Origin of the sequence: Enterococcus sp. DIV0755f, from assembly GCF_051713725.1 — a bacterium.
GTDB classification, from domain to species: Bacteria; Bacillota; Bacilli; order Lactobacillales; family Enterococcaceae; genus Enterococcus_D; species Enterococcus_D casseliflavus.
Genome location: NZ_JBIOQL010000001.1, coordinates 280378 through 292950 on the forward strand (window position 1 = coordinate 280378; position 12573 = coordinate 292950).

Annotated in this window: 14 protein-coding genes; 11 read left to right on the forward strand and 3 right to left on the reverse strand. The window is 43.7% G+C overall.

The genetic code is table 11. The features are described from left to right. The first annotated feature begins 19 nt into the window (after positions 1-19). The 9 genes from rpmJ to truA all read left to right on the forward strand — a co-directional run bounded on the left by rpmJ (position 20) and on the right by truA (position 6043). Complete coding sequence (gene rpmJ / locus IGI73_RS01350; protein WP_002288710.1) at positions 20-136, forward strand: 50S ribosomal protein L36; 117 nt, start codon at positions 20-22, stop codon at positions 134-136. A gap of 17 nt (positions 137-153) precedes the next feature. Then, the gene (rpsM, locus tag IGI73_RS01355) at positions 154-519 is read left to right on the forward strand and encodes a 30S ribosomal protein S13 (RefSeq protein WP_005227102.1); all 366 of its coding nucleotides are present in this window, start codon (positions 154-156) and stop codon (positions 517-519) included. Between the two features lie 27 nt (positions 520-546). Then, complete coding sequence (rpsK, locus tag IGI73_RS01360; RefSeq protein WP_005227104.1) at positions 547-936, forward strand: 30S ribosomal protein S11; 390 nt, start codon at positions 547-549, stop codon at positions 934-936. 79 nt (positions 937-1015) lie between these two features. Then, on the forward strand, positions 1016-1954 hold the full coding sequence (locus IGI73_RS01365; RefSeq protein WP_008376367.1) for a DNA-directed RNA polymerase subunit alpha: 939 nt from the start codon (positions 1016-1018) through the stop codon (positions 1952-1954). A gap of 70 nt (positions 1955-2024) precedes the next feature. After that, the gene (gene rplQ, locus IGI73_RS01370) at positions 2025-2405 is read left to right on the forward strand and encodes a 50S ribosomal protein L17 (protein WP_003128038.1); all 381 of its coding nucleotides are present in this window, start codon (positions 2025-2027) and stop codon (positions 2403-2405) included. A 271-nt stretch (positions 2406-2676) separates the two neighbouring features. Beyond that, complete coding sequence (locus IGI73_RS01375; RefSeq protein ID WP_005227109.1) at positions 2677-3513, forward strand: energy-coupling factor ABC transporter ATP-binding protein; 837 nt, start codon at positions 2677-2679, stop codon at positions 3511-3513. Continuing rightward, entirely contained in the window at positions 3489-4355 is an 867-nt protein-coding gene (locus IGI73_RS01380) for an energy-coupling factor ABC transporter ATP-binding protein (protein ID WP_005232516.1), read from the forward strand. The genes IGI73_RS01375 and IGI73_RS01380 overlap by 25 nt, the downstream gene beginning before the upstream one ends. Then, entirely contained in the window at positions 4345-5142 is a 798-nt protein-coding gene (locus IGI73_RS01385) for an energy-coupling factor transporter transmembrane component T family protein (protein WP_005227113.1), read from the forward strand. The genes IGI73_RS01380 and IGI73_RS01385 overlap by 11 nt, the downstream gene beginning before the upstream one ends. Before the next feature lie 154 nt (positions 5143-5296). Next, the gene (truA, locus tag IGI73_RS01390; protein WP_428206919.1) at positions 5297-6043 is read left to right on the forward strand and encodes a tRNA pseudouridine(38-40) synthase TruA; all 747 of its coding nucleotides are present in this window, start codon (positions 5297-5299) and stop codon (positions 6041-6043) included. Between the two features lie 57 nt (positions 6044-6100). Here the strand turns inward: truA and IGI73_RS01395 are convergent, their stop codons facing one another. Then, positions 6101-7414: an MFS transporter gene (locus IGI73_RS01395; RefSeq protein WP_142973162.1), complete on the reverse strand. Its 1314-nt coding sequence runs from the start codon at positions 7412-7414 to the stop codon at positions 6101-6103. 299 nt (positions 7415-7713) lie between these two features. On the opposite strand from IGI73_RS01395, the gene IGI73_RS01400 reads away from it, so the two are divergent. Beyond that, positions 7714-8700: an Rgg/GadR/MutR family transcriptional regulator gene (locus IGI73_RS01400; RefSeq protein ID WP_015508815.1), complete on the forward strand. Its 987-nt coding sequence runs from the start codon at positions 7714-7716 to the stop codon at positions 8698-8700. A gap of 206 nt (positions 8701-8906) precedes the next feature. On the opposite strand, the gene IGI73_RS01405 is transcribed toward IGI73_RS01400, so the two are convergent. Both IGI73_RS01405 and rpmB read right to left on the reverse strand, forming a co-directional pair. Beyond that, a complete protein-coding gene (locus IGI73_RS01405; RefSeq protein ID WP_428206917.1) occupies positions 8907-11555 on the reverse strand; it encodes a YfhO family protein in 2649 nt (882 codons plus the stop codon). 162 nt (positions 11556-11717) lie between these two features. Further along, complete coding sequence (gene rpmB / locus IGI73_RS01410; protein WP_003128045.1) at positions 11718-11906, reverse strand: 50S ribosomal protein L28; 189 nt, start codon at positions 11904-11906, stop codon at positions 11718-11720. Positions 11907-12172: 266 nt separating this feature from the next. Between rpmB and IGI73_RS01415 the strand changes: the two genes are divergently transcribed. Next, positions 12173-12535: an Asp23/Gls24 family envelope stress response protein gene (locus IGI73_RS01415; protein ID WP_005227125.1), complete on the forward strand. Its 363-nt coding sequence runs from the start codon at positions 12173-12175 to the stop codon at positions 12533-12535. Positions 12536-12573: the final 38 nt, after the last annotated feature.

Here is a 12573-nt window from a genome sequence, read left to right on the forward strand (position 1 = left end):
AACCACAGGAGGTATTATCATGAAAGTAAGACCATCAGTAAAACCAATGTGCGAACATTGTAAAGTAATTCGTCGTAAAGGACGCGTTATGGTGATTTGCCCAGCAAATCCAAAACATAAACAACGTCAAGGATAATCGGAGGTGTAACAAATATGGCTCGTATTGCAGGAGTAGATATTCCTCGTGATAAACGTGTGGTCGTTTCACTTACTTATATCTATGGTATTGGTAACACGACTGCAAAACAAATTTTAGCTGACGCTGGCGTGTCTGAAGAAGTTCGCGTTCGTGATTTAACGAATGAACAAACAGATGCTATCCGTGCGGAAGTTGATAAATTAAAAGTTGAAGGTGACCTTCGTCGTGAAGTGAACTTAAACATCAAACGATTGATGGAAATCGGTTCTTACCGTGGAATCCGTCATCGCCGTGGATTGCCAGTTCGTGGACAAAACACGAAAAACAATGCACGTACTCGTAAAGGCCCGTCTAAAACAGTCGCAGGCAAGAAAAAATAATTCCTAAGTGAAGGAGGTTAAAACTTCATGGCAGCAAAAAAAGTGAGTCGTAAACGCCGTGTGAAAAAGAATATTGAAGCGGGTATTGCACATATTCACTCAACATTCAATAATACAATCGTAATGATCACTGATACTCATGGTAATGCATTAGCATGGTCATCAGCTGGTTCATTAGGTTTCAAAGGAAGCAAAAAATCTACTCCTTTTGCCGCTCAAATGGCAGCAGAAACAGCTACCAAAGCAGCAATGGAACACGGATTAAGAACTGTTGAAGTAACAGTTAAAGGACCTGGTTCTGGACGTGAAGCAGCAATTCGTTCATTACAAGCAGCAGGTTTGGAAGTGAGTGCGATCCGTGACGTGACTCCAGTCCCTCATAATGGATGCCGCCCTCCAAAACGCCGTCGTGTTTAATGAGTGCTGCTCATTTTGAGTGTAACAAATACGTCATTGAACAAGACACTTTTCGTTTTGAAAGGGGTAATAGATAAGAATGATTGAATTCGAAAAACCAAGAATCGCAAAGATTGATGAAGACAAAGATTATGGCAAGTTCATCGTGGAACCTCTTGAAAGAGGCTACGGAACTACACTAGGAAATTCCCTACGTCGTATTTTATTATCTTCTTTACCTGGTGCGGCAATCACCAATATTCAAATCGATGGAGTTTTACACGAATTCTCAACTGTTAAGGGTGTTCGGGAAGACGTTGCTCAAATCATCTTGAATATTAAAGGTCTTGCATTGAAAATGTACGGGGATGAAGAAAAGACCCTTGAAATTGATATTTCAGGACCTGCTACAGTAACTGCTGGCGATATCATCGTTGATAGTGATGTAGAAATCCTTAACAAAGATATGTATATCTGTACCGTTTCTGAAGGTGCTACGTTCCATGCTCGCTTAACAGTGAAACCTGGCCGCGGCTACGTTCAAGCGGACGAAAACAAAAAAGAAGACATGCCGATCGGCGTTCTTCCAGTCGATTCAATCTATACACCAGTACGTCGTGTCAACTACCAAGTAGAAAACACACGTGTCGGTCGTCGGGATGATTTCGACAAATTAACGATGGAAATATGGACTGATGGCTCAATCGAACCATTGGAAGCAATGAGTTTGTCTGCGAAGATCATGACTGAACATTTAGACATCTTTGTTAACCTAACGGATGAAGCGAAAAACGCTGAAATCATGGTTGAGAAAGAAGAAACACAAAAAGAAAAAATGTTGGAAATGACGATCGAAGAATTAGACTTATCTGTTCGTTCATACAACTGTCTAAAACGTGCAGGAATCAATACTGTACAAGAATTGACAAACAAATCTGAACCAGAAATGATCAAAGTAAGAAACTTAGGCCGTAAATCTCTTGAAGAGGTCAAAGTGAAATTACATGATTTAGGTTTAGGACTACGTAAAGACGATTAAACCGTTTTCGATTACGTTAGTTCGGTTCGTCTGACCGATACAACATTCGAAAGTGAAGGAGGGAAACCACGTGAGTTATCGTAAACTAGGACGCACATCTAGCCAACGTAAAGCGATGTTGCGTGATTTGACAACTGATTTATTCATTAACGAACGTATCGTTACGACTGAAGCTCGTGCGAAAGAAGTTCGTTCAACTGCAGAAAAAATGATCACTTTAGGTAAACGTGGTGATTTGCATGCACGTCGTCAAGCAGCAGCATTCGTTCGTAATGAAGTTGCAAGTGTACGTGAAGAAAACGAAGAAGTAGTTATTGAATCAGCATTACAAAAATTATTCAATGATATCGCTCCTCGTTACACAGATCGCCAAGGTGGATATACTCGTATCTTGAAAACAGAACCAAGACGCGGAGATGCTGCACCAATGGTTATCCTAGAACTTGTTTAAAATCACACTTATCATCACTTTATAGATGTTTACTAAGAGTGTTATGATGTTGGAAGAAACTTTCCGAGTCTAGCTCAGCGCCTACACCTCGATGTATTTCGAGGTGTACGCACTCATCATAAAGTGCTTTTTTTTTACTTTCGATTACCTGTCAAGACAGGTAATGGCAAGTGAAAAAAAGATCTGGAGACAAATCGTGCGTGAATCATTGAAAAACGTGCACTTTTTTGGTAGTGTTAGAAAGAATTAATCGCAAATGAAGGAGTCTATCATGAAGCCAATCATTGAATTGAATGCTATTACTGTGCGTTATAGCGAAGAAGAGCGTGCCGCGTTAAATAACGTATCCTTTTCCATCAACAAAGGGGAGTGGGTGGCGTTGATCGGCCATAACGGCTCTGGTAAATCAACTTTAGCAAAAACCATCAATGGCTTGATCTTGCCGCAAGAAGGCAGTGTTTCTGTCGGCGAATTGCCTTTGAATGAAGAAAATATCTGGAATATTCGAAAAATGGTCGGTATGGTCTTTCAAAACCCTGACAATCAATTCGTTGGTTCGACGGTGGAAGATGATGTGGCTTTCGGTTTGGAAAATCAAGGAATCCCACGTGAAGAAATGCTGGTTCGTGTCAAAGACGCTCTGGAACAAGTACGGATGAGCGAGTTTGCGACCCGGGAACCCGCGCGTCTTTCTGGTGGTCAAAAACAGCGGGTAGCCATTGCTGGCGTCGTTGCATTGCGCCCAGATATCATCATTCTTGATGAAGCCACTAGTATGCTAGATCCAGAAGGCCGTGAAGAAGTGATCGCAACAATCAAAAAAATCAAAGAGAAAAACAATTTGACCGTGTTATCGATCACCCATGATATCGATGAAGCAGCCAATGCCAATCGGGTGCTGGTGATGCGTCAAGGAGAGCTCGTCCGCGAAGGGACACCCGCAGAGATTTTTTCTGCAGGTCCAGAACTGATTGAGCTAGGCTTAGATCTGCCATTTCCTGAAAAATTAAAGGCGGCACTAAAACAGCGGGGCGTCACGGTACCGCAAGCGTACTTAACTGAAGAAGGGATGGTGGATTGGCTATGGACATCCGTTTTGAACAAGTAGGATTCACCTACCAACCGCATTCTCCGTTTGAACAGCGGGTTTTGTTCGATATCGATTTAGAGATCAAAGAAGGCTCTTATACCGCCTTAGTCGGTCATACAGGGAGCGGAAAATCTACGTTGTTGCAGCACTTGAATGCATTATTAAAACCAACGACTGGCACGGTCACGATCGGTGAGCGAGTCATCAAACCCGAGACAGATAACAAAAATCTAAAACCGTTACGTAAAAAAGTCGGGATCGTTTTTCAATTTCCTGAATCCCAATTATTTGAAGAAACCGTTGCGAGAGATATCGCTTTTGGACCGAAAAACTTTGGGGTCTCCGAAGAAGCAGCCAAAGGTTTAGCCCAAGAATACATTCAATTGGTAGGTTTAGATGAAAGTTTTCTGGAACGTTCACCATTTGACCTTTCAGGGGGCCAAATGCGCCGTGTAGCGATTGCAGGGGTCTTGGCTATGGAACCAGAAGTTTTGGTCTTAGACGAGCCGACAGCTGGCTTAGATCCACAAGGACGCAAAGAGATGATGGAAATGTTTGATCGCCTGCATCGGGAAAAGAACATGACGATCATTTTAGTGACCCACTTGATGGATGATGTGGCAAACTATGCTGATTATGTCTATGTGTTAGAAAAAGGCCGTCTCGTCAAAGCAGGCACGCCGTCTGTTGTGTTTCAAGACACTGCCTGGCTGCAAGAAAAGCAGTTGGGGGTGCCGACAGCAACCGCATTTGCGGAGCAACTACAAGCCAGAGGATTGGCATTTGAGCAGTTGCCGCTAACAGCTGATGAGCTGGCAGATGTTTTAGTAGCAAAGGGGGCGACTGCCCATGATGAATAAACTGATTTTCGGTCGTTTTATTCCTGGGGACTCCTTGATCCACCGTTTAGATCCACGAGTCAAATTGATTGCTAGTTTTTATTTTATCGCGATTATCTTTTTGGCGAATAATTGGCAAAGCTATTTATTAGCGGGTGCTTTTACGCTCTTTTGTATCTCCTTTTCAAAAATCGATTTTGGCTTCTTTATTCGAGGCGTGCGACCTTTGATTTGGCTGATTTTGTTTACCGTGGCGTTACAGATTTTGTTTACTACCGGCGGCGACGTCTACTGGTCTTGGTGGATCTTTAACATCACAGAATTTGGTGTCCAAAACGGGATTTTTATTTTTTGCCGTTTTGTTTTGATCATTTTCATGTCGACCTTGTTGACGTTAACGACGCCTCCATTAGAGCTTTCAGATGCGATCGAATACATTTTGCGTCCTTTAAAAGCGATCCGTTTCCCTGTCCATGAAATCTCACTGATGCTGTCGATCGCGTTGCGCTTTGTGCCAACCTTGATGGATGAAACAGAAAAAATTATGAATGCTCAGCGTGCCCGCGGGGTCGATTTCGGCGAAGGGGGACTGTTGCAGAAGATGAAGGCGATCGTTCCTTTATTGATTCCTTTATTTGTCAGCAGCTTTAACCGTGCGGAAGATCTAGCTACCGCTATGGAAGCCAGAGGCTATCAAGGCGGCGAAGGGCGTACGAAGTATCGGATTTTGCACTGGCATCAACGGGACACATTGGTTGTCATCGTTTTTGCGCTCTTTACAGTAGCGTTAGTGTTCTTAAGAGGATAATCGAAGACCTATGATTGAAGTCAACCCACGAAAGGTTCTTAACGAAGCAACGAGGCTGCTGGCGATCCCAGCGGCTGGTTCGAAAAGGCCTGTCGATCGATCAGACTTTTCTCATAGGCTTTTTTTGAAAAAATAGAAAGAAACAGGTGATTCAATGGTCCGCTATAAAGCGACGATCGCTTATGATGGCACGAATTTTCAAGGATTTCAGCGTCAACCCAATGGACGAACGGTTCAAGAAGAGATTGAAAAGACATTAACGAAGATGAACAATGGTCAGCCGATTCAGATTCATGGCTCTGGACGCACCGATGCGGGGGTCCATGCGCAGGGGCAAGTGATCCACTTCGATTTCCCTCAAAAGCGCCCACTGGAAAAAATGCGCTTTGGTTTAGATACCCAAACGCCAGAAGATGTTGCGGTAAAATCGGTGGAGATCGTTGACGATACCTTCCATGCCCGCTACTTAGTCGTTGAAAAAACCTACCAGTTTCGAGTGGACATTGGGAAACCTCGCAGTCCTTTCCGCCGTCATTATGCCAGCTATTATCCGTATCCGCTAGATTTGGAAAAAATCCAACGAGCGTTGCCAGATTTTTTAGGCACCCATGACTTTACCAGTTTTTGCGCGACGGGCAGTTCCGTCGATGACAAAACGCGGACGATCCATGAAGCGTCCATGGCGGTCAATGACGCTGGAGATGAGTTGATTTTCAGCTTTCGCGGCGATGGATTTTTGTACAAGATGATCCGAATCATGGTGGGCACATTGTTGAAAATCGGCAATGGACGACTCGCACCTGACAGTATTCCTGCGATCATTGCGCAAAAAGACCGAAATGCGGCAGGACCCACAGCTCATCCAGAAGGATTGTATTTGGTTCACGTTGCCTATGAATAAGAAAAAACACAAGCTTCGCTGCTCTTGTCCAAAAAGAGAAAGCGAAAGCTTGTGTTTTTATTTTTTCTCAGGCAAAACAGGGGCAGTTTCTTGCCAATCTTCAGTCCTTTCCGCAGCGGTTTTAGACGCAGCAGTGGTGGGTGTTTTTTCTAAGGTACTGGCAGCGACTAAGGCGGCGATGGCTACCAAAAATGCGAAAAGCAAGTAAAGCAGCCAGCTCCAAGCAACGTGGTAGCGATTGCCGATGCCTAAAAAGACCATTTGACCGACGGGTCCCCCTAGCATCACAATGGTGGAAAAGATCCCGCTGCTGATGGCGAGATGTTCTTCATCGATCTCACGAATCAGATGTGCCGAAAAGCGGGGATTGATTTTTCCAATCAAATAGCCTTCAGCAAAGAGCAGCACAATCATGAGCCAACGATTATGCAGGAAGAGAAAATTCAAGGTCAATAGACATAAAACGAAAGAGGTATACGCAATCAAGCGAACCAGACCGGTATTCTTGAACCAGTCGGCAGCAAACAAGGCGCCGGCGACCATGCCGATGGAAGTGGCGATGCCTGCCATCGCAACGGTGTTGCCATAAGTGGCAAACCAAAGCGCAAGGTCATCCAACAGCTGGAGATTTAGTAGACCGCTCGTGCTAGCAGCTAAGGTATTGATCAGTAAGGCAAAGAGGATCATCTTTTTAAGAAAAGCTGTACCAGTCAATAATTTAAAGGTTTCCGAGAAATTCTGAAAGAGTGGTGTTGGTGCTTGATTGATTTTCCCTGGCACCGCATAAAAGAGCGAGCGGTTCCAGAAGATCACGATGGCGGCTAAGAAAAACGTCACGGCATTGATCAAACCAAAAGCGGCAAAATTATTATTCAGTAAAATGATCCCCCAAGCACCGATCCCTTGAAAGACGATTTGAACGGTGGTTTGACACGCCATTTGAAAGCCCATGGCACTGTCTAAGGCGTCAGCAGGCACAAGACGGCGAACATAGGGCAGCTGCAACCCAGAACAATAAGCGCCCAAACAATCAGATACAATGTTGATGCCTAGCAAAAGGAAGAAAGACCATAAACTAGGCGGCAGTTGGATCAAAAAAGCGAGTGCTACAAAAAGGACTCCTTGTAATAGTCGACTGCTGATCATCCATTGCACTTTGTTTTTGGTACGATCGGCTAGATAGCCAGTCAGGATCCGTAAGAGATCAGGGACCAGCAGTGCCATGGAGGCTAAGGAAACAGCAAGGGCATTAAAGGGTAATGTACTGGCGTAAACCACGAACACGATATTAAATAAACTCATGCCGATGCCGCTGAGTAAGGCGGCGTTGACTAAGGCACGATAGCCTTTGTTTTGTTGATATTCTTTCATCGAAATCATCCTTTCACGTTCTACGTTGTAAAACCAGTATAGGATGCTTTATACTAAGAAGAGAAAATAATCCACTATAGTGGAATTTAAATGTACCAGGAGCGTACCAGAGGTTACTGTCACGAGTGGCTAACAGCTAAAAGAGTGGTATGTAAATAGGGGATCGTAGATTTTGTTCCTCAACATTTTATAAGGTTGAATCTAGATTTGAATCTAAAATAGTAGCATTTAATGGCAGAGCTTCATTCGTAAAGCAAGTTTGGTTTGGCGTTTGCAGACTGATCGCTAGGAGGATGGTTATGGAAGAAGGAAAACTGTACCGACAATTGCGCAAAGAGCGCGGCTATACGATCGCTCAAGTGGCGGATGAACAAAACAGTCGCTCGTTTATCAGTAAATTTGAGCAAGGTGCTTCAAGTATCAGTATTCATCGATTGGAGCGCTTATTAGAAAATATCCATGTTACGGTAGAGGAGTTTTATTATTTACGTGCGCAGCAAAAAGGCATAAAAAGTCACGACAACCTGATGAGCTTCCCCAGCTATATGACGAGCGAATTTATGGATTTACTGGATCGAATTTTAGGGATCAACAAAGAAGCTTTCTTGAGTAACGCCCACGCCCAGCGAAGCAAAGAAGGGCTGGAGGAAATGCGCAGCGAACTGATCGCCGCTTCCAAACAGCATTCTTTTGTTTTTCTGTACCTTGAGATCACAAAGGAGATACATGAAATCAATCTCTCAGGTCTTAAACCCAATCACTCTTCTGGTGACTATATGGAAAAGCTGCGCACCAAAACTCGCCCCGTCATTTCCTACCTTACGAAAGTAGACAACTGGGGCGTTTATGAGATTTTGCTGTTTCGGTATTTTCAATTCTTGTTTCCTGTCGAAACCTCCTATCACTTACTGCAGATCGCTATTTCCCGCACAAAAAAAGAGCAAGGCTTGTCCTTGATGCGAGAAATTCAAATGGATTTGATTTTTAGTTGTTTTACGACGTTTGTCAATTTTCGCCGCCTGGAGTGGGCAAAAGAGGTGTTGACCATTGCAGAGGAATTATTGGCAGATCGCGGAGACATGCTAAACAGCACGCATCTTCTTTGCTATCAAGGGTGGTACTGGTATATTTATGGCGATCAAGAAAAAGGACTGTTGAAAATCGACCAAGGGCTTTCGATCTTTCGCGTCTTGAAACAAACCAAAATGGTTAACTTATGGGAGCGATCGTTGCACTCCATCAAGAAAAATGCGGAAGAACCTAACAGTTATCTTATGTTTCGCTAAACGCTCTAAGGGCTAACGGGCTAGGCATTTGGCCCCGCATCGAAGGGGATCTAGTCGGTAGTGGAGGCTAAGGCCACTAGAGCGAACAACTGCGGAACGCCAGCACAAAAAGAACCAAACTCACCGATCATTGAGCGACACCCATAAGTCAGCGTTTGCTCTAACTTATGGGGAGCGCCTCAAAAGACGAGTTGGTTCTTTTTCGATTAGGTTTCTGGTGGTTGATCCATGAGTTGACGTTGGTCGTCTAAAACTTGCTTTTTGGCTACTTGTTTCTGGTAAAACCAAGCAAACAGGATAAACAATGCGATGCAGCCGAAGAACAAGCAAACACCGATAACAAAGCCTTGCGGCAAGAAGGACAGTTCCAAGTGATGGGTGCCACTTGGGATCGTCACACTGATAAAGCCGTCTTGAAAGGCGGTGATTGGAACTTCTTTGCCGTCAAGCGTAGCAGTCCAGCCCTTGTCATAAGGGATGGTCGTTACAAGCTGCTGCTCTTTTTCAGTCGTGATATCGGCTTTGGCACTGCGTTTGCCGACCGTCATAGCGACCCCTCGATCTTGGATCGCATCAATTGCTTGTTGGTAGGCGTTGGTATCCAAGGTCACGACTTGCGGGTTTTGGAAGGAGATTTCAGGCGTTCCGTAGAAGCTGACGGTGAATTGAACCGTCGTATCGGTCTCATAGTGCCCTAAGTCGTAGTATTGACCGTTGATACTGATTTGCGTTTCTCGCTGCTGACCGTTGACTGTCACGGTGGCAGATGAGCTTTCCAATTCCCCAAAGTTGGCAGGGAAAAGACTCAAGTATGCTTGCGAGTTCGCTGGAACCTCCACTTGCCAAGTCACTTCTTTTGCGACATTGCTTTCTTGCTCGGTAAATTTCATATACATGCCGTCATTGGTGATATCTGTATTTTTACTATGGATCACCGTGATCGGCTGAAAGGCAAAATACTCTAAATTTAAATCGGCCAAGCCATTGAAAAGATTTTTCTGGCTCGTCAAGTTGTCGTTTTGCGGCTGTTCAATCGATTCAATGGTTGGTTCAGCCAAGAAACCTAGCGGTAACGCATTTTGATTCTCATAAAGCTTGTATTCACCAGATTCCCCCACACGTTGAAAGCCGTATTTGGTGAGATTTGGCTTGGAGATATTGTATTTGATCCCTGTAAAAGCATCCATCAGCAAGGTATTATTCGGATAGCGGATATTTAAATTGGTGCCGCGGGACCGAAAGCCCAGCTTATCCAGGTAGCTTGAGGAATTGCGGTTACGGATCGAAGAAAACATGCTGACACCGCTGTAGCCATAATTGATACTGTCGTTGGAAGAAACAGGATCAAGGTTTTCTAATCGGAAAAAGGTATCATTGTCTTCGTTGGCTTGAGTGACTAGTTTTTTGATGTCCGGATAAGGTTCTGTATACAAACTGCGAGAAGCATAGTTCCAATCATTCAAAATTCCGCGAACCATGCCGCTCGTATTGACGGCCATTTCTCCGCAGACGAAGATCAGCATCAAGATCGTCACTCGTTTTTGTGTTAAAAGACCTAATTGCCCGAACCCAATACATAACAAGTAAAGAACAAAGAATACGATCGTTAGCGCAAAAGAAGTAGCGGAAACATATTCATAGGTTCCAGGTCCTTTCAATGCGTAGGAGAGGGCAAACACCACGATCGTAGAAAGACCAATAATGAGAAACAATCCGCGATCTTTTTGCTGCAGCTTCTCCCACCCGTATCCCGCCAGCATGATCACTAAGAAGGAGAACAAATAGGCATAACGGAAAAGGAACATATTTGGAGCATGCATCCCGTGCCAAAAAAGATTCATCGGCACGATATAAAAACTGGCGATCAAAACAGCAAACATGCCAGCGTATAAGAATTTATCCTTCAAGCGGATTTTCTTCGAAACAAAATATAAAATACACAACAGCAGCGGCAATAAGCCGATATAGATGAAGGGAATGGAGCCGTATTTTGTCGTATCGTAAACACCGATCATGTTTTTCATCACGAGGTCAAAGACATCGGTGGCTTCGGTTTTAAAGGAAGAAATCGTTGTTAATTCTTCCCCGTTTGAGCGCAAATCCAATAAGGCAGGTAAGATGATCACCATTGAGGCGCCACCAGCTAACAAGGAGGTGATGCCGTAAGGAATGATCGCCCCCCGAGCTTGCTTCCAGTTGCGCCCCAACTGAACCAAGAAATACATCACGGAAAAGAGACCGATCATAAAGCCCATGTAAAAACTGGATAAAAATAACAGCAGATAACTGATAAATAACACGACTGGTCTTTTCTTTTTCACTAAACGGTCAATACCTAAAATCACTAGCGGTAGATAGATCATGGCATCAAGCCACATGATCAGTTCCGAATGGGCGGTGATGAAGGACATCAAGGCATAACAGACGGCTAAGGTCACATGCTGCCAACGTTGGATCTTAAAGGTTTGGCTGGCATAAAACCAAAACGCCAAGCCCGCACTGCCGATCTTGATCAAGGTCAAGAAGTACAACGCATCTGGCATCAGCTGATTTGGGAAAAACAAGACCAGAGGAGTGAAGATCCCGCCTAAGTAATAGGAGATCAGTGCCAGATAATTCAAGCCTAAAGAGGCATTCCATGTATAAAAGATACTTTGCTTGCCTAAGAGCATATTGCGAAAGCTGGCATGAAAGTTTGAGAATTGCGAAAAGGCATCACTGGCTAAGACACTGCGGCTGCTGCCAGGGTAGATGCCGATAGTCAAATAGATTACTGCCATGATAAGAAACGGCAAGAAGAAACTAGCAAGCATATAAGGCCAATGTTGTTTGGCAAATGTTTTTATTTTCGTCACAAGAAGTCACCTGTTCTTTATCAATTTTTTCTTAGTTTACCACAGGTGAATCGATTAAAAAAACAAAGACCTGTTTTCTTTAATGAAAACCTAAGTGAAAGCGCACCAAAGAAAAAAGGGTACAAAAAAAGCCGTTCAAAACGAACGGCCGAAAAGGTCTAATTATACGCGCTCAACTTTTCCAGATTTCAAAGCACGAGTTGACACCCAAACTTTTTTAGGTTTTCCGTCAATCATAACGCGAACTTTTTGCAAGTTAGGTTTCACAGTACGTTTTGTCGCATTCATTGCGTGAGAACGATTGTTTCCACTTGTAGTTTTACGTCCAGTAAAGTAACAAACTTTAGCCATGTGGTTATTTCCTCCTTTGCCTTGATGTTGGAGCGCTATTTCAGCTCATACCATCTGAATTTATCACAGAAAGGTGAAAAAAGCAAGAGTAATTTTCAAGAAACATTGACTTTTCCCGGTAAACATTGTAAATTAAACAAGGTCGAAATGCAAGACGTTTGGTCAGAAAGCCCCTTTTCATATGTCTCATCCTTTTATTTGCGGTACAGCTATGATAAAATATGTAAGAAGAAAGATGGGTCATGCCCATTGAAGGAGGCTATAAAATGGCTGTAAAAATTCAAACCTCATCAGGTATTATTGAAATCAGCAATGAAGTCATTGCAACAGTGGTCGGAGGCGCAGCAACAGATGTGTTCGGCATTGTTGGTATGGCTAGCAAGAAACAAATCAAAGATAACATCAATGAAATTTTACGAAAAGAAAATTATTCTCGCGGTGTCGTTGTCCGCCAAGAAGAAAACGGCATTGCAGTGGATGTATACACGATCGTCAGCTATGGAACAAAGATTTCCGAAGTTTCCCGCAACGTGCAGGAAAAAGTGAAATACAACTTAGAAACGATGCTAGGTGTATCTGCGAACTCGGTAAATGTATTTGTTCAAGGCGTACGTGTACTGCCAGATTAGGCAAGGGATCCGTTCATGGCGGATGATTTTAAGGAGGA